At 65.2% G+C, this 24,985-nt stretch carries 37 protein-coding genes and 2 tRNA genes; 29 read left to right on the forward strand and 10 right to left on the reverse strand.

Translation table 11 applies throughout. The features are described from left to right. Positions 1–70: 70 nt before the first annotated feature. Positions 71–463, reverse strand: a complete 393-nt coding sequence (locus tag ACMW4R_RS08670) for a DUF5684 domain-containing protein (RefSeq protein WP_193751224.1) — start codon at positions 461–463, stop codon at positions 71–73. A 114-nt stretch (positions 464–577) separates the two neighbouring features. Here ACMW4R_RS08670 and ACMW4R_RS08675 point away from each other — a divergent pair, with 114 nt between their 5' ends. From ACMW4R_RS08675 to ACMW4R_RS08685, 3 genes are all read left to right on the forward strand, one after another. Then, positions 578–1,027 (forward strand): hypothetical protein, encoded by a 450-nt coding sequence (locus ACMW4R_RS08675; RefSeq protein ID WP_058597245.1) that lies wholly within the window; start codon positions 578–580, stop codon positions 1,025–1,027. Positions 1,028–1,110: 83 nt separating this feature from the next. Next, a complete protein-coding gene (locus ACMW4R_RS08680) occupies positions 1,111–1,284 on the forward strand; it encodes a hypothetical protein (RefSeq protein WP_193751225.1) in 174 nt (57 codons plus the stop codon). A 116-nt stretch (positions 1,285–1,400) separates the two neighbouring features. Beyond that, positions 1,401–1,476, forward strand: a tRNA-Arg gene (locus tag ACMW4R_RS08685). 46 nt (positions 1,477–1,522) lie between these two features. On the opposite strand, the gene ACMW4R_RS08690 is transcribed toward ACMW4R_RS08685, so the two are convergent. Then, positions 1,523–2,677, reverse strand: a complete 1,155-nt coding sequence (locus ACMW4R_RS08690; protein ID WP_418299671.1) for a tyrosine-type recombinase/integrase — start codon at positions 2,675–2,677, stop codon at positions 1,523–1,525. Continuing rightward, positions 2,670–3,284, reverse strand: coding sequence for a helix-turn-helix domain-containing protein (locus ACMW4R_RS08695; protein ID WP_418299672.1), 615 nt, complete (start codon positions 3,282–3,284; stop codon positions 2,670–2,672). The genes ACMW4R_RS08690 and ACMW4R_RS08695 overlap by 8 nt, the downstream gene beginning before the upstream one ends. 90 nt (positions 3,285–3,374) lie before the next feature. On the opposite strand from ACMW4R_RS08695, the gene ACMW4R_RS08700 reads away from it, so the two are divergent. The 13 genes from ACMW4R_RS08700 (at position 3,375) to ACMW4R_RS08760 (ending at position 9,930) form a co-directional block, all read left to right on the forward strand. Continuing rightward, positions 3,375–3,590, forward strand: coding sequence for a helix-turn-helix transcriptional regulator (locus ACMW4R_RS08700; RefSeq protein ID WP_418299673.1), 216 nt, complete (start codon positions 3,375–3,377; stop codon positions 3,588–3,590). Between the two features lie 95 nt (positions 3,591–3,685). Further along, on the forward strand, positions 3,686–4,138 hold the full coding sequence (locus ACMW4R_RS08705) for a hypothetical protein (RefSeq protein WP_418299674.1): 453 nt from the start codon (positions 3,686–3,688) through the stop codon (positions 4,136–4,138). Continuing rightward, complete coding sequence (locus ACMW4R_RS08710) at positions 4,135–4,401, forward strand: hypothetical protein (RefSeq protein ID WP_418299675.1); 267 nt, start codon at positions 4,135–4,137, stop codon at positions 4,399–4,401. Before ACMW4R_RS08705 ends, ACMW4R_RS08710 begins: the two co-directional genes overlap by 4 nt. Before the next feature lie 78 nt (positions 4,402–4,479). Next, entirely contained in the window at positions 4,480–5,223 is a 744-nt protein-coding gene (locus ACMW4R_RS08715) for a hypothetical protein (RefSeq protein ID WP_418299676.1), read from the forward strand. A 191-nt stretch (positions 5,224–5,414) separates the two neighbouring features. Beyond that, positions 5,415–5,487 (forward strand) — tRNA-Arg (locus ACMW4R_RS08720). A gap of 29 nt (positions 5,488–5,516) precedes the next feature. Beyond that, positions 5,517–5,780 carry a hypothetical protein gene (locus tag ACMW4R_RS08725; RefSeq protein ID WP_418299677.1) on the forward strand — a complete coding sequence of 88 codons (264 nt, stop codon included), beginning with the start codon at positions 5,517–5,519 and terminating at the stop codon, positions 5,778–5,780. Next, positions 5,777–6,160 (forward strand): helix-turn-helix domain-containing protein, encoded by a 384-nt coding sequence (locus ACMW4R_RS08730; protein ID WP_418299678.1) that lies wholly within the window; start codon positions 5,777–5,779, stop codon positions 6,158–6,160. Before ACMW4R_RS08725 ends, ACMW4R_RS08730 begins: the two co-directional genes overlap by 4 nt. Next, positions 6,157–6,702, forward strand: a complete 546-nt coding sequence (locus tag ACMW4R_RS08735) for a hypothetical protein (protein ID WP_418299679.1) — start codon at positions 6,157–6,159, stop codon at positions 6,700–6,702. Before ACMW4R_RS08730 ends, ACMW4R_RS08735 begins: the two co-directional genes overlap by 4 nt. A 17-nt stretch (positions 6,703–6,719) precedes the next feature. Beyond that, entirely contained in the window at positions 6,720–7,082 is a 363-nt protein-coding gene (locus ACMW4R_RS08740) for a hypothetical protein (RefSeq protein ID WP_418299680.1), read from the forward strand. Further along, positions 7,072–7,503, forward strand: a complete 432-nt coding sequence (locus ACMW4R_RS08745) for a hypothetical protein (protein ID WP_418299681.1) — start codon at positions 7,072–7,074, stop codon at positions 7,501–7,503. The genes ACMW4R_RS08740 and ACMW4R_RS08745 overlap by 11 nt, the downstream gene beginning before the upstream one ends. Positions 7,504–7,794: 291 nt before the next feature. Continuing rightward, on the forward strand, positions 7,795–8,061 hold the full coding sequence (locus ACMW4R_RS08750) for a hypothetical protein (RefSeq protein ID WP_418299682.1): 267 nt from the start codon (positions 7,795–7,797) through the stop codon (positions 8,059–8,061). A gap of 70 nt (positions 8,062–8,131) precedes the next feature. After that, on the forward strand, positions 8,132–9,229 hold the full coding sequence (locus ACMW4R_RS08755) for a hypothetical protein (RefSeq protein ID WP_418299683.1): 1,098 nt from the start codon (positions 8,132–8,134) through the stop codon (positions 9,227–9,229). After that, positions 9,226–9,930 (forward strand): hypothetical protein, encoded by a 705-nt coding sequence (locus tag ACMW4R_RS08760; RefSeq protein ID WP_418299684.1) that lies wholly within the window; start codon positions 9,226–9,228, stop codon positions 9,928–9,930. Before ACMW4R_RS08755 ends, ACMW4R_RS08760 begins: the two co-directional genes overlap by 4 nt. A gap of 189 nt (positions 9,931–10,119) precedes the next feature. On the opposite strand, the gene ACMW4R_RS08765 is transcribed toward ACMW4R_RS08760, so the two are convergent. Continuing rightward, positions 10,120–10,554 (reverse strand): DUF4145 domain-containing protein, encoded by a 435-nt coding sequence (locus ACMW4R_RS08765; protein ID WP_418299898.1) that lies wholly within the window; start codon positions 10,552–10,554, stop codon positions 10,120–10,122. A gap of 912 nt (positions 10,555–11,466) precedes the next feature. Here ACMW4R_RS08765 and ACMW4R_RS08770 point away from each other — a divergent pair. Both ACMW4R_RS08770 and ACMW4R_RS08775 read left to right on the forward strand, forming a co-directional pair. Then, positions 11,467–11,592 (forward strand): hypothetical protein, encoded by a 126-nt coding sequence (locus ACMW4R_RS08770; RefSeq protein ID WP_418299685.1) that lies wholly within the window; start codon positions 11,467–11,469, stop codon positions 11,590–11,592. 314 nt (positions 11,593–11,906) lie between these two features. After that, a complete protein-coding gene (locus ACMW4R_RS08775; protein ID WP_418299686.1) occupies positions 11,907–12,122 on the forward strand; it encodes a hypothetical protein in 216 nt (71 codons plus the stop codon). A gap of 113 nt (positions 12,123–12,235) precedes the next feature. Here the strand turns inward: ACMW4R_RS08775 and ACMW4R_RS08780 are convergent, their stop codons facing one another. Together ACMW4R_RS08780 and ACMW4R_RS08785 are read right to left on the reverse strand one after the other, a co-directional pair. Then, positions 12,236–13,432, reverse strand: coding sequence for an ATP-binding protein (locus ACMW4R_RS08780; protein ID WP_418299687.1), 1,197 nt, complete (start codon positions 13,430–13,432; stop codon positions 12,236–12,238). Between the two features lie 138 nt (positions 13,433–13,570). Continuing rightward, on the reverse strand, positions 13,571–13,981 hold the full coding sequence (locus ACMW4R_RS08785; protein WP_418299688.1) for a hypothetical protein: 411 nt from the start codon (positions 13,979–13,981) through the stop codon (positions 13,571–13,573). 155 nt (positions 13,982–14,136) lie between these two features. Here ACMW4R_RS08785 and ACMW4R_RS08790 point away from each other — a divergent pair, with 155 nt between their 5' ends. After that, on the forward strand, positions 14,137–14,418 hold the full coding sequence (locus ACMW4R_RS08790) for a hypothetical protein (RefSeq protein ID WP_418299689.1): 282 nt from the start codon (positions 14,137–14,139) through the stop codon (positions 14,416–14,418). Positions 14,419–14,435: 17 nt separating this feature from the next. On the opposite strand, the gene ACMW4R_RS08795 is transcribed toward ACMW4R_RS08790, so the two are convergent. Further along, on the reverse strand, positions 14,436–14,720 hold the full coding sequence (locus ACMW4R_RS08795) for a hypothetical protein (protein WP_418299690.1): 285 nt from the start codon (positions 14,718–14,720) through the stop codon (positions 14,436–14,438). 129 nt (positions 14,721–14,849) lie between these two features. On the opposite strand from ACMW4R_RS08795, the gene ACMW4R_RS08800 reads away from it, so the two are divergent. Continuing rightward, positions 14,850–15,260, forward strand: coding sequence for a hypothetical protein (locus tag ACMW4R_RS08800; RefSeq protein WP_418299691.1), 411 nt, complete (start codon positions 14,850–14,852; stop codon positions 15,258–15,260). Positions 15,261–15,269: 9 nt separating this feature from the next. Here the strand turns inward: ACMW4R_RS08800 and ACMW4R_RS08805 are convergent, their stop codons facing one another. Continuing rightward, positions 15,270–15,485, reverse strand: a complete 216-nt coding sequence (locus ACMW4R_RS08805; protein WP_418299692.1) for a hypothetical protein — start codon at positions 15,483–15,485, stop codon at positions 15,270–15,272. 183 nt (positions 15,486–15,668) lie between these two features. Beyond that, positions 15,669–16,049 carry an ATP-dependent DNA ligase gene (locus tag ACMW4R_RS08810; RefSeq protein WP_418299693.1) on the reverse strand — a complete coding sequence of 127 codons (381 nt, stop codon included), beginning with the start codon at positions 16,047–16,049 and terminating at the stop codon, positions 15,669–15,671. 228 nt (positions 16,050–16,277) lie between these two features. On the opposite strand from ACMW4R_RS08810, the gene ACMW4R_RS08815 reads away from it, so the two are divergent. From ACMW4R_RS08815 to ACMW4R_RS08825, 3 genes are all read left to right on the forward strand, one after another. Further along, on the forward strand, positions 16,278–16,586 hold the full coding sequence (locus tag ACMW4R_RS08815; RefSeq protein WP_418299694.1) for a hypothetical protein: 309 nt from the start codon (positions 16,278–16,280) through the stop codon (positions 16,584–16,586). A gap of 1,147 nt (positions 16,587–17,733) precedes the next feature. After that, positions 17,734–18,012 carry a type II toxin-antitoxin system RelE/ParE family toxin gene (locus ACMW4R_RS08820; protein ID WP_418299695.1) on the forward strand — a complete coding sequence of 93 codons (279 nt, stop codon included), beginning with the start codon at positions 17,734–17,736 and terminating at the stop codon, positions 18,010–18,012. 17 nt (positions 18,013–18,029) lie between these two features. Beyond that, positions 18,030–18,308, forward strand: coding sequence for a HigA family addiction module antitoxin (locus ACMW4R_RS08825; protein ID WP_418299899.1), 279 nt, complete (start codon positions 18,030–18,032; stop codon positions 18,306–18,308). 61 nt (positions 18,309–18,369) lie between these two features. Here the strand turns inward: ACMW4R_RS08825 and ACMW4R_RS08830 are convergent, their stop codons facing one another. Next, entirely contained in the window at positions 18,370–19,449 is a 1,080-nt protein-coding gene (locus ACMW4R_RS08830) for a hypothetical protein (protein ID WP_418299696.1), read from the reverse strand. Between the two features lie 150 nt (positions 19,450–19,599). On the opposite strand from ACMW4R_RS08830, the gene ACMW4R_RS08835 reads away from it, so the two are divergent. The 6 genes from ACMW4R_RS08835 (at position 19,600) to ACMW4R_RS08860 (ending at position 24,966) form a co-directional block, all read left to right on the forward strand. Further along, positions 19,600–19,854, forward strand: coding sequence for a DUF6458 family protein (locus ACMW4R_RS08835; RefSeq protein ID WP_058597247.1), 255 nt, complete (start codon positions 19,600–19,602; stop codon positions 19,852–19,854). Positions 19,855–19,887: 33 nt separating this feature from the next. Beyond that, complete coding sequence (locus tag ACMW4R_RS08840; protein ID WP_418299697.1) at positions 19,888–21,027, forward strand: serine/threonine-protein kinase; 1,140 nt, start codon at positions 19,888–19,890, stop codon at positions 21,025–21,027. Beyond that, positions 21,024–21,512: a hypothetical protein gene (locus ACMW4R_RS08845; RefSeq protein ID WP_418299698.1), complete on the forward strand. Its 489-nt coding sequence runs from the start codon at positions 21,024–21,026 to the stop codon at positions 21,510–21,512. Before ACMW4R_RS08840 ends, ACMW4R_RS08845 begins: the two co-directional genes overlap by 4 nt. Before the next feature lie 56 nt (positions 21,513–21,568). Beyond that, on the forward strand, positions 21,569–22,378 hold the full coding sequence (locus ACMW4R_RS08850; protein ID WP_058628459.1) for a transglutaminase-like domain-containing protein: 810 nt from the start codon (positions 21,569–21,571) through the stop codon (positions 22,376–22,378). Positions 22,379–22,524: 146 nt separating this feature from the next. Continuing rightward, complete coding sequence (argS, locus tag ACMW4R_RS08855) at positions 22,525–24,189, forward strand: arginine--tRNA ligase (RefSeq protein ID WP_418299699.1); 1,665 nt, start codon at positions 22,525–22,527, stop codon at positions 24,187–24,189. A 3-nt stretch (positions 24,190–24,192) separates the two neighbouring features. Beyond that, positions 24,193–24,966: a DUF2993 domain-containing protein gene (locus ACMW4R_RS08860; RefSeq protein WP_058628461.1), complete on the forward strand. Its 774-nt coding sequence runs from the start codon at positions 24,193–24,195 to the stop codon at positions 24,964–24,966. Positions 24,967–24,985 lie beyond the last annotated feature (19 nt).

Below are 24,985 nucleotides of genomic sequence, written 5' to 3' on the forward strand. Positions count from 1 at the left end.
GACCGCGAGGGCCCCGACGACCGCGGGCGCGCGTTCGTCGGGGCCCTCCGCCTCGGCATCCCGACCGGGATCAGATGCGCTCGGCGCGGTACGTGTCGCTGCTGAAAGCGAGGATCAGGTACCCGATGATGTGCAGCAGCACCAGCAGCACGATCGAGAAGAACCAGCCGTGGCCGAAGGCACGGCCGACGCGGATCGACACGATGATGTAGAACACGAATCCGACGATCGGGATGATGTACAGCAGCGCGAACCATCCCGAGAATCCCGCGATCTTCGTCAGGAAGACGAGGTTCACAATGGGGATGATCGCGAGCCACCCCGGGTACCCGGCCTTGGTGAACACGCGCCACAGCGCCACGACGAGCAGCACGTAGACGGCGAGGCCGATGAGCGAGTTGGTCGCGCTCAGCGCGAAGATCGAGGTCTGGTCGGTGATGGAGTACGGGCTCGAAGTCAGCATGCGCTCATCGTAGAGGTCTCTCAGCTTCCGCTCAGCTTTCGCATCCGGATGCCGAGCCCCGCCGCCATGGCCGGCGTCGGGGTTACGCTCGGGGAACGCGAGTCGGGGAGGGACATGGGCGAGCGCAGATTCGAGTGGGGCGGCCTGAGCGCCGACCGCGCCGATTACGTCACCGCGGCCGAGGCCCTGGCCATGCTCGAGGTCCTCGCCCTCGCCCACACCGACCTCGAGGTGACCACCGACCTTCGCGACGGGGCCGCGCATGCGCGTTTCGCCCGCGGGGCGCGCTGGGCGGTCGTCTCGACACCGGGATCCCGCTGGTTCTCGGTCGAGACCGACACCGGCCACCGGACGCAGCTCGTCGACGCCACCTCATCGAAGGACGAGAGCGCCCGCCTCCTGGCCGTCTACGTCGACGTGGCCGAGGCGTACGTCCGCGGCGATGCGGTCCCCGTCCCCGCGGGCATGTTCGGCGCGACGTCGGTGACGGTAGACGTCAACGGTCGAGCGGTCGTGCTGACCCCGTCTCTCGGCCGTCGCGTGCGGGCCCTGTTCGGCCGCTAGGCCCGGCCGCGCCCCCGGTCAAGCCTCTGCAGCGCCCGCGGCCTCCTTGCCAGGCTGGACGCACACGCGACGAGAGGAATGCCATGAGCGACCCCCAGAACTCCGCACCCGCCGACGACGCGGCCGACCTCGGCGACGACCCCACGGTCAAGCCGAGTCAGGAGAACGACCCCGACGAGGCGTCGAAGGCCCCGACGAAGGACGACCCGAACGTCGACCACCAGGCGACGGGGATCGGCGTCATCGGCGACGAGTGATCCGGATGCCACGCCCCGGCGCCACGCGGGTCGTTCCGGCCCCGCGGCGTCGGGCGCGGTCCGCCCGGCACGCGGCGTCGGGGGCGGTCGCGGCGCGGTGATAACCTTGACCGTCCGCCTCCGTAGCTCAGGGGATAGAGCGTTGGTTTCCGGTACCAAAGGTCGCAGGTTCGATTCCTGTCGGGGGCACCAGTCGGGAGAAGGGATCGCGGGTCATTCAGACCTGCGGTCCCTTTCTTCATGGCAACACGGTGGCAACATTCGCTGAGCGGCGTGCGTGATCGAGGGCACTCGCAACGGCGTCCAGATCGTCGTCAAACAGGTCTGCGTAGACGTCGAGAGTCATCGCCGCGGACGCGTGCCCGAGCATCCGCTGAACAGCTTTCACGTGAGCGCCGGCTTGCACTGCGAGAGACGCGGCAGTGTGGCGGAGGTCGTGCGGAGTGATCCGCGGGAACGCCTTATCGGCCGCGCGCACCCGAGCGACAGTGCTCGTGAACCACCCGTTCCGGGAGGCCGGGAGCTTCACGTGGATCTTGCCGTCACCGAACAGCAGGTCATCGCGGCTCTTGCCCTCGGCGAGCTTCGCGATCGGCAGCGCGAGGAACTCGGGGTAGGGGACCGACCTCGAGCGGTGCGTCTTCGGCGTCCCGACATGCACCAGGCCCGCGACAAGCACGGCGTTCTCTTCGACCTTCACACGACGTCTGAGCGCGTCTACGTGCCGGACGCGTAGTCCGGTGGCCTCGCCCCATCTGAGGCCCGTATAGGCGAGGAACTGGACGAGCGTGACGTGCTGTGGGGGAGCAGCGTCGACAAGCTGCTGCACCTGCTGGTGCGACAGGTAGACCCGGCTCTTGCTCGTACCCTTTGCCGGCAGGTTGACGTCACGGGCGACGTTGCGAGCGAGACGCCGGTCTCGGACTGCGACATCGAGGATGCCGGCGAGCACCCCGTGTGCTCGGCGAACGGTTGTCGAGCTTGCCGTGCGCGCGGGGGAGTCGCCGCGAGCCTTACCGGTGGCCGTGGTCGCCAACTCCGAGACCCATGCCTGCACCTCGCTGTGTCGGATGCTCCCCACCGTGCGTGTTCCCCAGCGCGGCTCGACATGCTTCGTCCACGCCGACGCGAGCGGGCCGTAGCTCGAGGGTTTGAGGACGCCCTTCCGGTCCCGTAACCACTCTGTGCCCAGGCTGCTCACCGTGGCCGACGCGGTCGACGGGTCAATGTACTCGCCGCGGTCTTTCGATGTCTCGACTTCGCGTAAGCGGCGTTCGGCGTCTGCCTTGCGGGTGAAGCCGCGCTCCTGTGTTTGCGAGTGGTCAGGACGTCGGTAGACGATCCGGTAGAGCTTCTTGCCGGCCTTCGTCTCGTATGCGTAGACGCTACCCATCGCCCTCGTTGTCCCCGATGCCGCTCATCGTCTTTGCAGCCTTGGGATGCACTCGCAGCTCGACGGTGTCACCAAACTTTTTCTCGAACTCGCCGAAAAGCCCCGGCGCTGGTGTGGCGTCTACCGGACCGTCCATCTCGTCCCGGATTCTGCGCCCAGCGTTCTCCGCGACTCGGTCCCGCCGGTACTCGGACAAGACGTCTTCGGCCGACTCCAGGATCATGTTGCGGAGCAGCTCCATGTCTCGCGATTCAACCAAACGATCTGCACTCATCGCTGCCAACTGCTGGCCACTTTCGAAAGCCCTCAACGAGTCCACTACGTCGGCTCGTAACGAGCCGAGTCGAGCCATCAGGATCGAGCTACTGAGATACGAGCGCCCCATCAGCAGACTGCGGATGGTCGTTTGCAGAGCACGAGCGAATGCCTCCGCTTCGCCAACCGTGACTCGACGTTCTCCTCGTTCGATCTTGCCTACCGTCGCTTGACTCATCGGGTAGCCCTGCTTGGTGACTGATTGAGCGAGTTCGTCTTGGCTCATCTGAAGGTCCTGGCGCATCACGCGAATCGCCGGGCCGAACTCATCGTCTATGCGGTGTACGTCCACGACCTCATCCTACTGATTCGGTAGGTCTTGCGTAACAATAAAGTAGATGTCATGATTTCGAACATCCTGTAAAACGATTTGGGAGTCCACATGGATCACAACTACATGTCGCCGCAACAGGTTCACGAGAGGTGGCCGTTCCTGTCAGTGAGCCATTTAGCGCAGCTGCGGTTCACGGGAGCCGCGGAACGCGGCGAGGGGCCGAAGTTCCTCAAGCCGACGCCGCGCACGGTCGTCTATCGCGAACGCGACGTCGTCGCGTGGCTCGAGGCATCCGAGCGGACCAGCACGGCGGTGTCCAACTGAACGCAGACCTAGAGCGCCTCTGCCACACACAAGAAGAAGGCCTCGCACACGGTTGCCGCCGTTGCGAGGCCATGACGCCTCAGGAGGGCATCGAAATGAACATCGGAATCATCGCACAGCAAGCCGACATCCGCCAATGGCTCAAGGACCACGCCGGTGCCGTGGCGTCGGGGCAGCCAGCATGGGCAGACCGCGGCCTCACGTGGGTTGACCTCGACTTCGAGGGTAGGGAAGCCACGTCGGTTCGCTTCGTGCGCAGCGTCGGCGGGGTCGAGGTCTCGCAGTGGGCAGCAGTCCGCGGGGAGACGCTGGCTCTCGAGGGGGAACCGCGCATCGGGGAGATCCCGGACGACCTGATCGACGAGATGAGCGCGGAAGGCGCTGCACGTGCGGGCGTTCGCGTGGCTCAGTTCATTGCCGTAGCCGAAGGAAACGCGACAGACATCTCCGAGCTGACGCTGGGCGACCTGAGGCGCCTCGCCGGAATTGCCGACACATCGGTCTCCGGCTTGTTCGCGTCGCTTGTCGCTTCGGGGGTGAAGCTGTGAGCCGCGTCGAGCCGGTCGATGACCCGATCTACGAGAAGTTCGCGAAAGAGATCGTCATCGCGATTCTCGACACCGACGCGAACATCCCGACGCAGGTGGGGTTGCTCAACGACTCCGGCGAGGAGGTCGTTCACGTCTTCAGCGAACCTCTCGCTAGAGCGGTCGCGCGGGAACTGTTCAGGATGGCCGACGAGGTGGCGCGGCACAGGCCGATCCGTCGCCTGCGGATCGTCGATGAGCGACTCCGCGGGCTCGATGGCTGATGCACACACGATTGGCGCACCGGGGATCGAAGCGGTATCCCCGGTGCGTCACCACCCGTCTCCCGGGAATGAGGACAGATGACTGACGCACGACTCCCCGGATACTGGCTCACCGAGATGAGGTTCCAAGACCTCTCCGACAAGGAGTGGCGTGTGTTCACCGGATTACTCATGTGGTCGGTGGAGCAAGGCACGGACGGACACGTTCCCACGCGCTACGTCCCCACGGTTCACCTCGACGGCGTCGATGAGGAGGATCTAGACGCTCTCGTCGACTGCGGGGTTCTCGAGCGTGTCTCTACGGGGGTGCAGTTGCTCGGATGGGCCGATCCCCGGGGCCTGAGGCAGTCCACGGCTGAGCAAGTGGCGAAGTACAGGCAGGGAGGCAGGGAGCGTCAAGCGGCGTTCAGAGCGCGAAAGAAGACGCGTGAGGTAACGCGTGACGTAGGCGGAGGCTTTCATTCTGAATCTTCTTCCGCCTCCGCCTACGTACCGGGTGACTCAACGCATGACGTAACGCGTTACGCACCGTCCCACCCTCACGAGAAGAATGCTCTCCCGTCGCTCAAGAGGGCATGTGAGGACGCGCGCTTACAGATCTCAGCGGAGGAATTGCTTCCCGACGCGTACCGGATCGGTAACGGGGATCCGTGGGTCGGTTACCTCGAAATCAAGGCCGCTATCGATCAAGGATTCGCGGGCGCGAGGAACCCTGTGGCCGTTCTCAGGAAGCGGTTGCAGGAGATCCGCAGCCCTCGCCCGGTCATAGCAAAGAGCGACGAGTGGATGTATCCACCGACCGCCAATGTGAGGCCCGTATGAGCAAGATCCCTGCACCTAAGCCCGCGAACTTCGATGCGCTGTCCCGCACGTGGAATGACCCTGCTGCGTTCGCTCGTGAGCGCGCCGCGTACTACGCATCCCTGGTCCCTGAGGTGCGTGACATCACTGTTCCGGTTCACGAGCGGGAGGAGGCGATCTAACCCTTGGTCGGAGGCCGGTCCGACCTCCAACCCCTCGTAGCTCAGTGGATAGAGCGCCGACCTTCTAAGTCGAGAGGCGCAGGTTCGAATCCTGCCGAGGGGACGCAACACCCCTACCGAGAGGAACCACCCATGACAGGCCCGATGCAGCACCTCGCCAACAAGGGATTCCCGCGACCGAACTGGGCGGACAACGAACAGATCGTCTCCGTGGAGGGAAAACCCCAATGGCACTACCGCGCCGGCTACCTCTCCACTCGCTCGATTCAGGACCTCGCGTGGCTCATGGTCGACGGCTGGGACGTGTACGTACACGCACGCAGCTCGAGGGTCACCGTACGGATCGCGCGAACCGAAGACCGCGCCAGACGAGACCAAAAGGGAGACGAAGAGTGAGCGCATTCACCCAAGGCCCCGTCGTCATACTCACCCCGAAAGACGCCCGGATGCTCTGGCAGATCGCGAAGCTCAACGAACTGCGCATCAAGCACCGCAGCGACCCCTACGTCTACGACGTCCTCCACACCATCTACAAAGGCACCCTCCTCGAACCTGCCGAGCGCGGCAACGAGACACGGCAAACCGCGGCAACAGAGGAACGTGATTACTGGACAACCAGACAGGTAGCCAAAGCCGCCGGAGTCTCCGAACGCACAGTACGAAGCCACTGCGCAGACAAAACACTCCCCGCGGAACACACCCGCAACAACGGCCCCTGGCTGATCCCGAAGGACCAAGCACTGACATACATCCATTGGAAGAGGAACCGCCCATGACTCTCGAGACCATCGACGCGAAAGTCGACGCCCTCCGCGATCGAGCGAAGGCACTCGGCAAGCAGTACCAATCTCTCTACGCCAACATCGGCAACGACTCGACCCTCTCCGAGGAAGGCAAGCGACAGGCGCGCGACGAACTGCGGGCGGAGTTCAAGCCCCAGATGACGGAGCTACGCGAGCGGGAAAAGACCGTCGTCGGCGAAGCCATCGAAAGCCGCCTCGCACGGATCGAATCCCCCGGGTCACTCACCTCGGGTGACGTGATCTCATTCCGCGACGCACAGGACCGCGCAGAACGCGTACAGAACGCGGACGAAGCCGTCCAGATCCTCGAACGAGCACTCCGCCAGAAGGACAAGACACTCGCTCACGCCGTCCTCCGCATCGGAATCGACAAGGGGTACACCAAGGTCATCGACACCTTCGCCGCCAAGGACCCGAGCATCAAGGAAGTCATCCGCGAACTCCGCACCCTCCAAAGCTTCCTGAACGACACCATGCCCCGGACACTCGCCTACGCCCTCGACCTCTTCAACTGAGCAGCAGGGACACGCACATGCAAACCGACACCACAGACACATCCGATCACGAGGACGCGACAACCGCAGCCCGGGAAACCGAACGCCTAGAACGTCAGGTCGCGGAGATGGAAGAAACTCTCGCCGCGGAGAAGCGGAACGCACTCATCTCCCGCATCATCAGCGACCACAACCTCGAACCCGAAGACGCGATCCTCCTCACCGGGCAAGACGAAGCGACACTCACCGCTCAAGCCGAACGCCTCGCTGCACGATCAAGCGACGTAAGAACCCTCGGCAACGTCGCCCCACGAGAGGGAGCTACCAAAGTCACCGGAACCGAGGACCGCGACATCAGGGAGTTCGCCGCACTCCTTTTCGGGAGGGCCGATGAGCTCTGACACTCAGCCCTCGCCGGCCGACGTCGCACGACAGATCACCAAGACAAAGACCGAAACCGCACCCGAACCGACCGCAGAGCAGCAGTCAGCCACCACCAACGAAAACCAGCGCGCCGCAGCCGCACGCGAACAGATCACAAAGCTCGAACGGGAACTCTCCCAAGTACGACGTGAAGCGCTCATCAACCGCATCGTCAACGATCACAAACTCGCCCGAGAAGACGCGATCCTCCTCACCGCAGAGACCGAAGACGGCCTCATCACTCAGGCGCAGCGACTCCAAGGACTACTCGGCACATCGAAGCGCCTAGGACCCATCGCACGCCACGAAGGCCAGCTCATCCGCAACACCGCGACCACGGACGACCGACACGCATTCCCTAGCGAACTCGGCGTCTCCGACGACCCGGACGGATGGTGAACACGATGACGACGAACTCGACTCCCGAACGGACTCACCATCGACCTCGCCACAACCGGCAAGGAAGTGCAGGCCCGACAAGACCACGTCGACCAGGGACGCGAAGAGCGAGACGCCCAGAGAGCCAAGACCGAGAAAGACGCGCTCGGCCGCGAATACCGATTCCGGTGATCATCGAACGCCTGTTCGAGAGGGGTGGGGGAGGCCCCCTCTCGAGCGGACCTCAGTGTCTCTGGGCATTGCCGACATCTCTCCCCGGTTCAAAAAAAAGCCCCCTGAGGGGAGGTGACCATGACTGACGACGAAGATTCGAACAGTCTTCCGCCTGGTACGACGCTCGCGGCGGCTACCAAGGGCACGCGTTTGCAGCTCTTGACGGTGGCTCGTCGGCGTCTCGCGGAGGTGATCGACGGCAACGTGCCGGTGCACGCCCTGGCACGGCTGATGACCGAGCTGGATCGGCTCGATAGCGAGATCCGGCGTCTTGAGTCCCTGCCCCCCGAGGACGACGACCCGGGGTTGATCGAGGACGAACCGTTCGATCCCAGCACCATCTAGCAACCCAGGTGGGCGGGGTGTCGGAAGTCCGACAGCTCGCCCGCCCGGACAACCACCAGAGAGGCAACACATGACTACTGAGACGAAGCGGTGGCGTTTTTGGATCGTCAACACGGTGACCGGCGTCAAGCGGCGTGAGGTGTTCCCCAAAGCCGGTCGATGGAAGACGATGCTGAACGGCGTCGGGGACGGGGAACACGCGTTTCGGCTGGACGACAAGGACACGAAGCTCCCGCGGGGTATGTGGCGTTCCCTGTCGCTGCCGTGGGCGTCGACACTCGTCGTTTGCTGGGACGACCTCCCCGTCTACGCGGGCATCATCATCCGCCGCACCTGGACGGCGGCGAGCAACACGCTCGTCCTATCCCACAAAGAGTTCCGCATCATCGCCACGAAGCGGATGCTGTACGGCGTCGGACCCTACGACCCACGGTCGACCATCACGATCGCGAACAAGTCAAACCGGGGCCTCGCCCGCGCGTACGCGTTCCACGCCCTCATCGACGGGGGCGACCGGTGGGCGTTGCCCGTCGCGCTCCCGGATGATCAGGCTGGCGAGTGGACCCGGGAGATTGAGCGGTGGCAGTTCCGCACCCTCGAGACCCTGCTCACCGAGGTGCAAGAGTCGGACGGCGGACCGGACATCCACTTCCGCCCCCGGTGGACATCGGCGGGAACACTTGAGTGGGAACTGCGCCTCGGCACACCCCGCCTGAGCGGACCCACCCTCAACGTCAACGTCTCCGCCCCCGAATCGCCCGCGGTGAACTTCACCGAGATGAGCGACGGTGTCATGCAGCTCACCGGATTGTGGGGCCTCGGAGAAGGCTCGGGCGCGGGGCGTCTCGTCAGCGCCCAACCGTTGCCAGAAGGGTCGCGTGTGCCGTTCCTCGACACGTCCCGCTCGTTCCCCAGCGTCGACCAGCAGGACCGCCTCAACTCGATCACGACCGAGAGCTTGCAGACCTCGCGCGAGATGACCGATCAGTGGGGTTTTGGCCTCAAGGGCGGCGACTGGCCCGAGAAGGCAATACCCGGGGCGACTGTGCGGTGGTTCCACGAGGGCGACGCGTTCACGGAACCCACCCCTGAGGGCGGCAGGCCCTCCTACCTGATCGCCGTGGCCGGCGACATGACCGACTCCCCGACCGGATTGGACTTCCAATGACCCGCATCGACAACCTCAACGACCTCACCCCGTGGAGAGCTATCTGGAAAGCGATCGACGACCTCAACCAAAAGAACGACCTACAGCACGCCGCGATCGGGCGGGGCGGGATCACCGTCTACGGCGGTGGTGTCATCACCATCGAGAACGGTGGACTCAACGTCACCGGGTACGCCCAGATCACCGGGGAGCTACGCGGGGATGGAACGCTCATCTGGACCGGGCCGTGGGCGTTCACGGGCGCGGGGGAGATCACCGGCAACGTCGACCTCACCGGCAACCTCGACGTGGTCGATGACGGCAACATCACCATCGGAAACATCCTCATCGAGGACGGGAAGATCTACGTCGGCACTGGGGCTTCTCAGATCGTCATCGACGGGGCGACGGGGAAGATCACCGCCGGCAACATGTCGATGGACCCGACCGTCTCCGGCGGCGCGCTGACGTTTGCGAACGGCGCTCAGGTGTTCACCGACGACAACACGGTTCAGCTCTACAAGGGCAACAGCGTCATCCAAGTGTCGAATGCATACGCTCGCTTGCAGAACGGCGGGAACGTCATCGAGGTCAACGACGGTCGAGCACGGATTTCGTCAGGCGCGATTGAGCCCGCCGACCCAGGCGAAGACGTCGCTGCGCTTGGCATCAGCAGCGGCGGCTGGCTGCGTCGTTTGCCGACTATCGACGGTGCGTCATGAATTTTGCAGAGATGAGCCGGGTGGATGAAGCATTGCTCGGTCGGTTGGTCCGAGTCCAGAACCCCTGGGACTCAGGCTCACGATGGGTGGGCGAGGCCGTGGCTGTTTCGGGCCGACCGTCCGTACTCGTCGACACAGGGAGCCAGCTTGTGATGCTGCCCCTCGACTGGGTGGTCTGGTCGGACGGGCTCAGTCCGGCTGAGTAAATCTGGCGGCGGACATTTCAGCCTGTCGACGCTTGTTCTCCGGGACCATGTTGTAGATCTCGTCGGCCGCGGACGGCTGTGTGATGAGTTCCTCGACCAGTAGGTTTATCGCACCCAGCAGCGGGTCGAGAATGTCATCCTCGTCACCCGTGAGGTCGATGACGACATTGCCGTCCGTACTGCTGTGCAAGGCGTCGTTGCCGACGACCCGCAAGGTGGTGAGGAGTTTCCACAGAGTGGGGCGGACGTGCTGCCGGATCTCCCCAATCCGTTCTTGCATGTTGCGGGCCTGCGAGTCGGGGAACAATTGCTTCAGGAGGATTTCCAGCGAGGCTCTAGCCAAGGCTGCCGCTGCGCGCTTTGAGGCCGGCGCGACTAGAGCCGCTTCGACGAAGATGGCCCGCGCGTCAGCGGGCATGTCCACATGGGGCTGGATAGATACGCGTTGGGGGTGTACCAAGATGCCGTCTCGCCACACAGACGAGGTCTTGCAGCCCAGGCATACGGTAGCTGTCCACTGGACCACGCCAGGCCGCTGCGCCACGAGGGAAGTGCTTGGCCCTAGGACATACGGCGTGCTGTCGGAAAAGGGAGGGTAGGGAAACTGGTTTCCGCTACTAGCGTGGATAAGAAGGGGAACCCTGGCGTGCTGACTCAGGGCACCACACTTGGCACACACGAAGCGCTCCATCTCCATCGACTCGCTCATCTCATCCTCGCTCTAAGCGGTCACTGCTGCCAACTCGGTACACCGTGGTATCAGAGCTGCGGTTGAATGACTCCTGCCCGAGAAGAATAGTAGGGGTCTTGAGCTTTGGTTTGAGGGAACCCACCCCCTCCCCACCCGGCGCACGTTCGCTCCCTCGGCTTCACGCCGCGGTGGAGTGGGCTGACACTCTCTGTGTGCGAAAGTCGCAAGGCCGAGGGAGCGAACGCGGCGGGTAGGGAGGGGGTGGGTGGCCTGGTCCCGTTCAGCGGATCATCTGCCCTGACCCGTACCGAGGTGGTGCAACCGCCCACCCCTCGGGGGTGGCCGCTCTCGCCTTCTTCAAGGCGCTCGAGTACGTCCGCGCCTCTACAAATATTGCGAGGTCGAAATCACTTGGCACTACGGAAGTCTCGAACACTTCGAATACCCACATCATTCCCCCGACGATCCAGCCTTAGCCGGTGGTCCGAGGTGTGCGTTGACGCGACGATACGAAAGTGCAGTCGGCCGAACGACGGTGAAGTTGTCGCCTCAGATATGGCCCCCCTATCTATCTGACGAGAAGAGCGTATGGTCGCGAATATGTGGATAACACTTCTCGTCCTACTGGTCGCTTGGGCGGTGCTGACGATCGTGGGATTCACGTTCCAGGGGCTGCTATGGCTCGCCATCATCGGCATCATCCTGTTCGTCGCCACCATTATCTTCGGCATAATCCGCACCCGCGCCGGCCGGCGAACCTCTTAGTCGGACCACCCGCCGCACGCCGTTGGCGCTCACCCTGAAAGGGTTCCAAACCCATGTCCACCACAGACCGATCAACGCACGAGGCACCCACCCCGACCGCGTACCCCAACCCTCTAGGGCTAACTTCCGTCCTCCCCGGATCTCTGCCACCCAGTCTCGGGACCCTCGACGCCCCGGAGTCCTACCAAGTCGATGCTGTCTTCAACCGTCGCCCACAGTCCGAGGAAGTCTCGGCAATCCACTCACTGGACAGTCTCAAAGCGCTTAGCACTGCGGGGTATCCCTCGGTCACGCTGCATGTGTCGGACAGGCGCTTGGAGATCAAGAACACGAACCTCGAGCAGTTGGAGGACGGTCTGGCGACCTTCCTCGCCGACCATCTCGCCTCAATCACAGCGAATATCCAGATGGAGCGTCTCGCGCAGCAGTCGCGGCTGGCGTCGGCAGCGGAGGCCGAAGGATCCCGCGCCGATGCCGTCGGCGCGAAAGCTGCACGGATTACCTTCACCCGTACGCCCGCCACGTCATAACCGCACGTCAACCACCACGGCCCCCGCCTTCAGCGAAGCTGACGGGGGCCGTGCCTCTGATACCGGCATTGGTGGGAGGGGGGTGTGCCCTGGTCGCCAGGCGGAGTTTTGGCTCAGTCGCCGGCGGGGTCTGCATCCAGATCAGGCATGTAGCGCCGCATGAATATGTCGAACTGAGGGACTGTGAATTTCGCATACCCGAAACGAGGGGTGTACAGCAGCCCTTTGCTGATCAGTCGAGCGCGAAGGGGTGCAACCTGCTCGGACGTTTTGCCTAGCACATCCGCTACATCCGAAGCTTTTTGCTCCGCCTTCCCCAGTTCGGCCATCGCTCGCAGATAGCGCAACTCCTCTTTTGTCGAGCGCTGAACCCGCGTGCGGTAGAAGCTATCGTCCAACTCTCGATCTACTTCTCCTTTGGCCTCCTCCACAATCTCCGCGGAAATCGGGGAAACATCCGCTAAGTTCCAGGCCGCTCGCCCGTACTCCTGGATGAAGTAGGGATAGCCCTCGGTGTATTCGAAGACTTTCGAGATCGCGCCGACTTCGTATTGAACGTCCTCATCAGAAGCGGGGCGAACAAGCGCGGCGTCAGCTTCGGGCTGAGGCAGAGCGTCGATGTCGACATATCGGAACGCCCGCTCTGCGTATGACTTGGCATCCCCGGACAGCCCAGGCAGCTGAGGCAACCCAGCGGCAGTGAATGTGACGGGAAGCTTCCTCTGCGTAGCTCGATGAACGGACGCAATCAAAGCCTCCAGCTCTTCTTTGCTGACGAACTGAATTTCGTCGAGGAGGAATACAACGCCGGTTCCGCGCTCGCGCGCCGCGTGACCGATCGCCTCGAAAACGTCGGGCAGATCGTCTATCAGAGAACCGGTGTCCGCGATGCCCTCAGCCGCAACCACGTCCAGGCCCGCGGTCAGCGTACCGTCAGGCTGCACCGACAGGGAGAAGGCTTTGATGATTGACGCGGCAGACCGCGCGAGTTCGCCCCATCGTGCCTTCGGAGAGACTCGCAACAATGCCTTGCGTGCCAAGCTGGCCATCTGTCCCGCAAAAGGGACGTTCTTGGACACCTCGCCCTGAATGGGAATCCACTTCTTTTCGAGCGCGATTCGTTCGAACTCCAGTAGTAGCACGGTCTTTCCGACGCCGCGCAGGCCGACCAGTGCCATTGCTTTCTCGGTCCGCTTGCTTGCTAGTCGGTCGAGGAGTATCTCGAAGTCACGAATCTGTTGCTCCCGCCCAGCGAGGTAAGGCGGTGTCGCTCCAGCGTTCGGCGTGTACGGATTGCGGACAGGATCCAAGATTGACCATCTTTCTATGGTTTAACAATCTGCGTTAAGGTTGTTAATCCTTGCCAAAAATCTTAAGGTGACGCCCGGCATGACCTCTCAACGACGCTACGGACTGGCCGGACGATGAGGCTACTGGGTCTTGCGCCTTTACTTCTGCTCGGGCACGTCCCCGAGAGCCTTGACGCGGAAGGGGTGGTTTCCGGCCCCATGAACGCGGAGGCGTAACTGGAACTGGTGGATGATGCGTCGAAGCAGGTAAAACGGTTCGACGTTGTGAATGAGGAAGTCGGTGACCGGTATCTCGCCGCCATTGAGGTCCGCGATCGTCGAGAGAACGTCGCTGCCAGCAGGGATGTCAGTGTGGTGAACAGCCACGACGTGGAGATCCAAGCCACTCTCCCCGCCACCGATGTCGATGCCGACGATCATCCACTCATTCCGATCGAGTCCTATGATCTCCTCGAGCAGCTCGTCGGTGCGCTTCTGGTCGAGCTGAGCGGTGCCGTTCCAGTCGGGATAGGTCACTTTGGCATCCCGCCAGATGAAGTCTGGGTCCATGGCCACATTGTCACAGCACGGCAACGCCTCCCAACCCTCCCTCGCTGAGCGATTGGAGATTTAGGCTTGGGGTAGCGTTACCCGGCCAGCAACTGCTTGGCTCCGCAATGAGCGAGAGGAGGCTTGGATGCCTAGGTATCTCATAGACTCATCGCGTGACGGAGCGACGCGACCTGGATGGCTCATCGTCCATATGCGTCAACCCGGCGTACTCTCCGATCAACTACCACTGGTACCGCGCTGACCCGGCCCGCCGTCTCATAGACGAAGTGCATGCCGTCATTGACGGCATGGGGGTGGATCAGGGCATTCGGGATCGATTGATTGGTGACTTCACCGCGCGGATGCTTCGGCGCGCGCCACTTCTTGATCTGATGCGTCCAGGCGATCTGAAGATCAATCCCGAGAGCGCCATGAGCGACTCCGGCGAGTCCTGACGCAAGGAGCCGCCAGGTCATCGATCGTCTCCCCTAGGGTGGCGTTGCCCCCAGTCTGCAACCGGTGGCCCGGGGTTCCCCATGGTCGCCAGGTGAGCCATGTGGATCTTGTGGCACGCGAGGCGGAGTGTGTGCGCCCAGCCGATGACCTCGCCCCGGTGGATGGCCTTGTAGGCGACCTGCTGACCGTTCATGACGCGGCGGATCTCGATCCGCCCGTACTCGATGCCGTGCGGGTCGACCATCCGCCATGTGCCGGTCGGGCCTTCGACGGCGGACATGATGGGGTGCCAGGTCTCCACGGTGCGCCGGATCCTTCCTCCGGCCGAGGAAATACAGGGTAGAACAAAGATTCGAAACGTGGGGTCCGGCGCGGAGGGTGGGCGTCACTCTGTCGTTAATTGTCATCTGCGCGTCGCAATATGATCAGCGTGATCGATTCCCAAGGTGTTCGCTCAACAACGGCTGTACCTTCTGCTCAGTACGTCATTGGGTGGGCAAAGGAGCTACCTATGTTCGGGGCGCAGGGTGTTGCAAGGCTTGTCTGGACGTCGATCGAGGATGACTTCCTTATCGGGGCGTGTTCGCACCGAATCGTGGGGTTCGTGACTCTCGGCCGTGATGAGCGTTGGGATGCGTTCGATGGGGACTCGGCCCCGCTGGCATCATTCGACGCGCTCAGTGATGCGAAAGTGGCCCTCTGGGATGCTCACAACGCTGAGCATGCCCGCGAGTGTGAACCGCGTGACCCGCTCGCGACGTGGCAGAAACTTACCGGCGCGATCACGCGACGGCTCGCAGGTCAGGGTGTGCCGGGCCTCACGAAACCAAAGGCCCTCTGACCGTCCGCGTCAGTGCCGACCGCTATTGCGGTCCCAGTCGAGTGACTTCCATTGCAGGAACGCGCACAGGTTGCCCGCAATGACGATCTCGGCGGCGAGGTTGGCGATGTCGTTCACGGACATGACGTGATCCTCGGGCTGAGGTGAGAGCGTGGCCTCCCACACCGGGTCGTCGTACCCACGGGGCTTGATGTAGATGGAGGACGGAGCGTTACGCAGGTGCACGATGACGAGGCCGGTGTCTTCGCGGTCCGTGTCTTCTTGCGGGGCGACCGAGATCCTGCCGGGGATGCAGTGACCTTCGTCCTCAAACTCCTTTACCCAGGCTTCGAGCTGCTCGCGGGAGCGTCTGGGCGGTTAACCCTTGATTTCGGTCACCGTCCAATTATCCAGGGCGGCGACGGCGTTTCAATGTCCAGCGGCGGGCGGGGGTGCGTCGGCGGGCACCTCACTGAAGGTCATCGGGTGAGGTGTTGCCTGGTGGCGGATCTCGTGGTCCGGTTCGGGGACGACGTAGAGACCTCGGCCAGAGTTGGCGGTGTAGGTGAGCGCTTGCAGCCACGCCGGGTTGAGCTGAGGTGTCCGCCCGCCGTTGAACTTGAACACCAACGACACGTAAGGGTGGATGTACACGGTGGTGCGGCCGCCGCCGGTGCTGATGTCTTCTTTCCAGGTGAAGGTGAAGCTTTCACTGCGACGGACTTTCGCCATGATGACCGCTTGCAGGTGCGCGAGGAGTCGGTCTTCGAACTCGATCTTGATGTTCGAGTCGTACGTGAACTTGCCCATGATGACCTTTCCAGTACCGCCGGTCGCCGGGGGGACGAGTTGCGGACGGCGCGTACCTGCGGCTCACTCTGTGCTTCCTCATGTTTCCGCGCATCCCCTTGCGCCCCGCGCGAGATCGTGGACAATCAGCTCGCAAGCGGCGCGCGGCGGGCGGCCGGAGTGTCCCTCGCGCTTGTCGCATGCGCAACCCCGGGCCGCGCGGAGCCACGTCGATCTACGTTGGCTCGCATGGGGGGCAGCATCGAGCGAATCACGCTCACCGTCGACGGGTCGAGTTACGCGCTCGGCCCGCTCGAGAGCCTCGACGACCTACGCGAGCAGATCCTCCGAGCGGCCCACGCGGCCGGCGGTTTCCTCAACGTCACCGCCGACGGCGGGCAACGCTTCATCTTCTTCGTCACAGCCGCCACCTCGATCGTCATCTCAATCGCCACCGTCCCCCTGGAAGGCCCCGCCGCGGACCAAGACCCAACCGGGTGGAGGTCAAGCATCCCGCCCGACTACGAAGACGACGACATCCCCTTCGACACCATCTAGGCACGTCGGTGCCGAGGGCACAGTCTGAGCGACGCGTCGCGTGAGGCGGGTCGCGGACTGAGGGTTACCCCTCGGCGCGAGTGTCTCTTATGAGACGCCCGGTGCCACGGAGCAAGCTATAGATGTACGGCACATAAGTCACGGAGCAAGCTAAGAGATAGGGCACCTGATCTGCCGCGACGGAGGCTCGAGTCCCGTTGCCGGGTCGCTGCGCTGGACTGTGAAGATGGCTCGCTCGTGGCAACACCGTGGCAACAGACGACGTGATCGAGGGTGATTGAAAGTTGCTCGCGTGAGCTGTGTCCCGTGTAATCACGGCGTTCTGCGGGTCGGTCGCGTCAGGTAGCGGCCCGTCCTGGGTTTCCGGTACCAAAGGTCGCAGGTTCGATTCCTGTCGGGGGCACCAGTGGAGACAAGGGATCGCGAGAAATCGCGGTCCCTTTCTCTATGCCCGTGACAACGGCGTGACATCAAATGAACGACGCTTCGCCTCGTCGAGCGCGGTCACGACTCGGTCGAGATCGATTCGAAGAGATCGGCGTGAACCTCCAGAGCCATCGCCGCGGACGAGTCGCCGAGCATCCTTTGCACCGCTTTCACCTGCGCGCAGGCCTGCTGCCCTTACGGCCGATCGGACCGGGCAAGAACCCGCTGATCAGATCTCACTGAGCATCCGGAAGCAGCTGGAACCGCGACACGTCTCGAGCATCACCAACTCACCCCCCCCATTTGGGAGACAGAAGCCCGACCTGATTCAGTCGCGTGACCTCTCCTACTGATTGACCTCGTAGCCGAGTGCCACCGCAATGACAAGCGCGGCGAATCCAAGAAGCAGAACCACACCCGCCACGACCTCAAGTCGCGGCAGCGCGGCGAACAACCACAGGAGCCAGCGCGGTGGTTCGCGGTCTCGTCCTCGCTCGTCCACCAGCCCAGCATGTCGTATCGGCACCGCAATGATTGCAGCCGGCACTGCTCGGTCTTGGGCACCAGGCGTCGTCCTGTGACGATCACAACTCGCGGCGAGATCGGGCGGCACGGGCCCTGATATCGACTCCGGCGCAATTGCGGCGGCTCGCTGAGCCGCGCCGCTCGCCGACACCAAAAGCGCGTTGTATCGTGATGCGATACACGATACACTCGCTCCGTGATCGTGAGCTTCAGACACAAGGGGCTCCAGGCGCTCTACGAGTCGGGCTCGAAGAAGGGTGTGCAGCCTGCGCACGCGCCGAAGTTGACGCGCATCCTCGGTCTCCTCGACGTGGCGCAATCACCGGCCGACCTCGCGATTCCGGGGTACCGAGCCCACGAGTTGAAGGGTGATCTCGCCGGTCACTGGTCGCTCTGGGTGAACGGAAACTGGCGTGTCACACTCCGATTCATCGGGCAGGACGTCGAGCTCGTCGACTACCAGGACTATCACTGAAGGAGGACCGCATGATGATGAAGTATCCACCGCACCCCGGAGAGATCATCGGGGAGGACGTACTCGGCGAACTCGGCCTCACCGTCGCAGAGGCGGCTGCGCGCCTCGGTGTCGCCCGTGTCACCCTGAGTCGTGTCATCCATGGACATTCCGGGGTGAGCCCGAACCTTGCGATCCGCCTCGAGCGTGCGGGCGTCGGAACCGCGCGCGCCTGGATGGCCATGCAGACCAACTATGACCTGGCCCGCGAGCTCGACGGCAAGACCCACGACGTCCAGCCCCTCGTCGTCACATAACGTCGCCCAGACGAGATCCGATTCACCCGTCCCCAGACTCGTTCTCACCAACCTGATCGACTCAGGTCCAATACTCGATGAGTCCTTCGGCGCGCAGCTCGTCGAGAGTCGCACGCACGGCGCTGCGCGCGTCTCCGTCGGCCGGGTTGCCGTGCGCACGCACCGCGGCGACCACCAGGTCGTCGAGCGTCACACCGCTCGCCGTCCGCCAGAGCGTGGGGCCGATGCCGTCGAGGACGTGGACGGAACTCCCGCCCTCTCCGCTGCGTCGCAGCACGGCGAGCCGGCCGTCCGCGAGGGTGATGGCATCCAGAACCGGTGTCCGCGCGTAGCCCGCGGTGGCAGACACCGGGACGATCGTCAGGCGCTCGAACGTCGAGATCGCGTCGCGCGGGGGCGACGAGAGAAGGTCGCGGATCAGCGGAAGAGCGTCCTCTGCTTCGCGGTAGCGCAGTCGGAGGGGTCCACCGACGCTCTCGATGTGCCCGAGCAGCGTCGTCAGTGGTGCATCGAGCTCGGAGAGGTAGCTGCACTGCGGGGCGATCGCGGCGATGGCATCCGTCATGTTCAGCGGCTCGAGCTCGGCGACGGCGGCGTCCCCGTTGCGGTCGAGGACGACGATCGCATGCAGGCGCAGCGGTGCCGACGGGAGGGCGCGGAGGCCGAGACTCCTCGGCGGGAGCTGCTGTTTGGCGCCGGCGCCGACGATGACCGAGAGAGGCTTCCGGTACGGCAGCACGGTTCCGTCAGCGGTCACGCCGACGCTCTCGTCGGTGACGTACGCGAACTGTCGCGCGAGGCGCGACATGAGCGTGGTCTTGCCCATGCCCGAACGCCCGGAGAAGAGCACGACCCTCCCGTGGTCGTCGGCGACGGCGCCGGCGTGGACCATCCAAAGCTCGCCGCGGCGCGCGGAGAGGGCGGCGAGCGTCACTCGCGTCGTGAGGTCGGCCGCGGCCGCGTCGAGGGGGAGATCCGCGCGGCACCGCACGATGGAGGCGGGCTCCGCTCTTCCGCTCGTGCGAGCGCCCGACCAGCCTTCCGCGAGCAGATCGCGGTCGGTCGGCGAGAAGCCTGAGACATCGATCCGGACGGTGACCCCGAGCGCGTCGACGTCGAACATGGTCAGGGGGCTCGGCACGGCCGTCAGTCTGTCCGCACCGCCGAGGCGCCCGAATCGTCGGGCGGTACGTTGCGCGAGGGTGAAAACGCGCGAGGGGGCGTTGTCAAGACCTCTCCGCGATTCGGCCGGGCATTGGGATGCTGGGGGAACTCTTGAAAGGAGCCTGCCATGAGCATCGGAGCCGGCATCGCGCTGTTCGTCATCGGCGCCATCCTCGCTTTCGCGGTGAACCTCCCGAACGACTTCGTGAACCTCAGCATGATCGGCTACATCATGATGGGGGCGGGCGTCGTCGTCTTCCTCATCGGGATCGTGCTCCTCGTTCGTCGTCGGCAGACCGACACGGTGACCCGCACCGAAGGAGTCGGGGGAGCGCAGGTCACGCGCTCGACGACGCGTTCCTCGAACGACGACCTCGTGTGAGACCCTCGGGGTCCCCGCCCCGAGAGAGCCAAGATGACCGAATCGATTCCCACTGCGCCTTACCACGCGTCCGCCGAGGACCTTTTCGACGGCCGCTACCGCCTGGGACGCGTCCTCGGACAGGGCGGTTACGCGCGCGTCTATGAAGCGGTCGATACGTCGCTCGGCCGCACCGTCGCCCTCAAGGTGATTGAGGGCGAGGGAGCAGACCCCTCGGATGCCGTGCGCGTGCGCTCCGAGATCCGCCTGCTCGCGTCGCTGTCGCACCCCTCGCTCGTCACCCTCTACGACGCGCGCCTGGCGGCGACTCCCGCGTACCTGTCGATGGAGCTCATCGCCGGTCCCACCCTCACCGATCTCATCGCCCGCGGACCGATGTCGGCCGAAGACGTCGCCCGCACCGGCGTCGAGATCGCCGAGGCGTTCGCGGTGATCCACGCGCGCGGGATCGTGCACCGCGACGTCAAGCCGTCGAACATCCTCATCCGCCCCGGCGCCCACTCCGGAGAGAAGCCGCGAGCCACGCTCGCCGACTTCGGCATCGCCTCGCTGGTGGGCGCCACGCGCGTGACCCGCGCCGAGACGGTCGTCGGCACGGCCGCCTACCTGAGTCCCGAACAGGCGCGCGGAATGCCGGCTGCACCGGCCAGCGACGTCTACTCCCTCGGGCTCGTGCTGCTGGAAGCCCTGACCGGCGCGCGCCCCTTCGCGGGGCGGACGCCGCATGAAGCGCTCGCCGCACGTCTCGTTGCGGCGCCCGAGATCCCCGCGCGAATCCCCGACGCGTGGCGCGACGTCCTCGAGCGGATGACGGCCGTGGATCCCGCCCAGCGCCCGGATGCCGCCGGCCTCATCGTCGCTCTCCGCTCCCTGTCCGAGGTGCCGGTGCCCGCCGATGTCCGGACAGCGGTCTCCGGGACGACGGGCGAGTCGCCAACCCGGGTCCTGCCGCAGGAGCCCGCGCCCACGCGCGTCCTCGACAAGCCGCGGCGGCGGATCTCGCGCCGCGCCGCGATCGTGGCATCCGTCATCGCCGTCCTCCTCGTCGGCGGCGGCACGGCGACCGCTGTCGCGCTGAGCGGGTCATCCGCGAGCGCCGCGCCGGATTTGCCCGCGCTGCCCTCGCCGCTCGACCAGCATCTCGGCGACCTCTGGACGGAGGTCGGACCGTGAGGCGCCGCACGCTCCCCATGGTCGGGGTCCTTGTCGCGATGACCGTTGCGCTCGCCGGGTGCACGCCGCCGGCCACCGAGCCGACCGCGTGGCAGAGCACCGTTCGCACCGTCGCCGATCAGGCCTCGGCCGGGGACTATGCATCCGCCCTCGCCACTCTCGACGCGCTCGAGGCGGAGGTGACGGCCCGTCGTGATGCCGGCGAGCTGTCTGCCGAGGACGCCACAGCGATCCTCGACAGGATCGCGACCGTCCGCGCCGACCTGACGTCGCTGGCACCCACGCCCACGCCGACGCCGGAGGCAACACCCGAGGACCAGCCGACCATCTCTGACGACGGGTCATCGGACGACGGGTCATCGGACGACGAAGCGCCCGCGAATCCGGGCGAGCAGGGCCCGGGCGACAACGGCAAGGGCAAGGGTCCGGGCAAGGACGATCAGGGTCCGGGAGCAGGGGGAGGCCCCGGCAAGAAAGACGGCTGACGGGGTCTTCCCGCGCCGCGGGCCGAACCACCCCCGCGGCGTGCGAGGATTGCTCGGTGCCGCGCCGGGTGACCGCTGAACTCGACCTCGATCTGGGGGCGTCCGTCGACCTCATCTTCCAGATCACCGCCGCGCAGGGCGTGCCCCTCGCGAGCGAGAACCTGACCTTCTCGCAGGGTGATCGCCTCTATACCCCGACCGAGATCGTCGACCAGTCCGGCAGCCGTCTGCACAGGCTCACCGCCGAGCAGGGGCCGCTCTCGGTACGGTACGACGCGGTCGTGCAGGGGCCGTCGCAGACTCCGCGCACGAGCGACCTCGAGACGATCACCTACCTCCGCCCCAGTCGCTACTGCCAGTCCGACGAGGTGTTCGCGCAGGCGCGGCGGCAGTTCCGCGGACTCGCCGGGGCAGACCTCCTCGCCGCGGTCTCGAACTTCGTCGCGACGACGGTGACCTACACCCCCGGCCTCAGCCTCGGTACCGACAGCGCGGTGACCACGCTCATGACCGGTCAGGGCGTGTGTCGCGACTACGCGCACGTCGTGATCGCCCTGCTGCGCGCGATGGACATGCCCGCGCGCTACGCGGCGTGCTTCGCCCCCGGGCTCGAGCCGATGGACTTCCACGCGGTCGCCGAGGCGTACCTCGACGGTGCGTGGTACGTCGTCGACGCGACCCGCCTCGCCGACCGCCGCTCGCTCGTCCGGATCGCAACGGGCCGTGACGCCGCCGACTGCGCCTTCCTCAGCTATCACGGCGGATACGTCGGTCTCGAGCGCATGCACGTCGACGCGGTCCTCGAGAACGAGATCCCGGATGCCACGGCCCCCGACGACCACGAAGCGCTGGTGCAGATCGCCTGACGCACGTCGCCGCCCCGCCGTGGCCCGTATGCATGATCGGTGCGGTCGCGGCCGTCCCACCAGCCACACCGAGTGACATCGGCCCCACGGGTCATGCAGATGGACCGGCGAGAGGAGCGGGCCGCGCCGCCTAGAATTGCAGGGCTATGGATCCCGCTGCCCTCTCCGCCGCCCTGCTCGCCGTCATCGTCCCGCTCGCGGAGGCGCGACGAGAGGGGTCCTCGGCCGGGCTGAGTGCCGCCGACCTGCCCCTCGAACGCCCGAAGAACCGCGACCACGGCGACTGGGCCTCCAACGCCGCGATGAAGCTCGCGAAGGTGGTCGGTGCGAACCCGCGCGAGTTCGCGGCCGAGATCGCCGAGGGCCTCGCGTCCGTCGACGGTGTCGCGAGCGTCGAGGTCGCCGGTCCCGGCTTCATCAACATCCGACTCGATGCCGCCGCCGCCGGAGCCCTGGCGAAGACGATCGTCGAGCAGGGCGCGGCGTTCGGAACGAACGACAGTCGCGCCGACGAGATCATCAACCTCGAGTTCGTCAGCGCCAACCCCACGGGGCCGATCCACCTCGGCGGAACGCGGTGGGCCGCGCTCGGCGATGCCCTCGCGCGTATCCTGTCGTCGCAGGGTGCGAAGGTGACCCGCGAGTACTACTTCAACGACCACGGTGCGCAGATCGACCGCTTCGCCCGCAGCCTGGTCGCCGCTCACCAGGGTGACCCGACGCCGGATGACGGCTACGGCGGTGCCTACATCGGCGACATCGCGAAGCGCGTCGCCGAGGCGTACGACGGCGACATCGACGCCCTCGACGCGGACGCCAAGCAAGAGGCGTTCCGCGAGCTCGGCGTCAACTTCATGTTCGACGAGATCAAGCAGTCGCTGCACGAGTTCGGCGTCGACTTCGACGTCTACTTCCACGAGAACGACCTGCACAACTCCGGCGCGGTCGAGCGCGCCGTCGCGCGCCTGCGCGAGCTCGGGCACATCTTCGAGGCCGACGGCGCCACCTGGCTGCGCTCGACCGAGTTCGGCGATGACAAAGACCGCGTCATCATCAAGTCCGACGGGCAGCCCGCCTACATCTCGGGCGACCTCGCCTACTACCTCGACAAGCGCGAGCGTGGCTTCAACTGCTGCATCATCATGCTCGGCGCCGACCACCACGGTTACGTGCAGCGGTTGATGGCGATGTGCGCCGCGTTCGGCGATGTGCCGAACGTCAACCTGCAGGTGCTGATCGGCCAGATGGTCAACCTCGTGCGTGACGGCCAGCCTCTGCGCATGTCGAAGCGCGCGGGAACGGTCGTCACCCTTGAGGATCTGGTCGAGATCGTCGGAGTGGATGCCGCCCGCTACGCCCTCACGCGGAGCTCCGCCGACTCGAACCTCGACATCGACCTCGACGTGCTGCAGAAGCGCACGAACGACAACCCTGTGTTCTACGTGCAGTACGCGCACGCCCGCACGCACAACGTGGCGCGCAACGCCGCGGCATCCGGGGTCGATCGTTCCGAGTTCGCCCCCGAGCTGCTCGACCACGAGTCGGAGTCGGCGCTGCTGGGAGCCCTCCAGGAGTATCCGCGCGTCGTCGCCCACGCCGCGGATGTCCGCGAGCCGCACCGCATCGCCCGCTACCTCGAAGAGGTCGCCGGCCTCTATCACCGCTGGTACGACAACTGCCGCGTGATCCCGCTCGGCGACGCGCCGGTCGAGCCCGTGCACCGCACGCGCCTCTGGCTGAACGACGCGACCGGCCAGGTCCTGCGAAACGGACTGACCCTGCTCGGCGTCTCGGCCCCGGAGCGGATGTAACGGATGACGGATGCCACGGCTCCCACGCCGCGCAAGAACGGCCGGTGGATCGCGATCCTCATCGTGGTCGTCGTCCTGGTGGCGGGCGCCGCGGTGGCGGCGGAGTTCATCGCCCGGTCGGTCATCTCGAACACCGTCCGTTCGCTCGTCGTGGAGAAGATCGGCCTCCCCGACGACCAGAATGTCGACGTGGAGCTCGGTGGGGTCGTCCTGCCTCAACTGCTCGCCGGCCGCCTCGACGACGTGACGATCACCTCGGACGATGTGACCCTGGGTCCCATCACCGGTGACGTGCGCGCCGAGATGACGGGCGTCCCGGTGTCGGGCGGAGGCGCCGCCGACGGAGGGACCGCGTCGATCCGCCTCGACGAGCAGCAGCTGCGCACGCTCCTCGCGCAGATCCCCGACTTCCCCTCCGGGACGGTCGCGATGGCCGCCCCCGATCTGACCTTCACGAACGAGCTGTCGGTGTTCGGAGTGGGCATCCCGGTCGGAGTGTCCGTGACGCCGGGTGCGTCGAACGGAGACCTCACGCTCACCCCGACGGGTTTCCAGCTCGGCGGGAACAGCATCGACGCCGACACCCTCCGGGCGCAGTTCGGGGGAGTGGCCGATGTGGTGCTTCGCTCGCAGAGCCTCTGCTTCGCCGACCGCCTTCCCGCGGCGCTCACCCTGACCTCGGCGACCGTCCAGGGTCAGAACCTCGTCGCGTCGTTCGACATCGACGGTGGGGTTCTGAACGATCCGGCACTCCAGCGCGACGGCTCCTGCGGATAGGGCGCGGGAAGGGAGCGGC

This window comes from Microbacterium sp. S1037, from assembly GCF_048381605.1.
Taxonomy (GTDB): domain Bacteria; phylum Actinomycetota; class Actinomycetes; order Actinomycetales; family Microbacteriaceae; genus Microbacterium; species Microbacterium testaceum_B.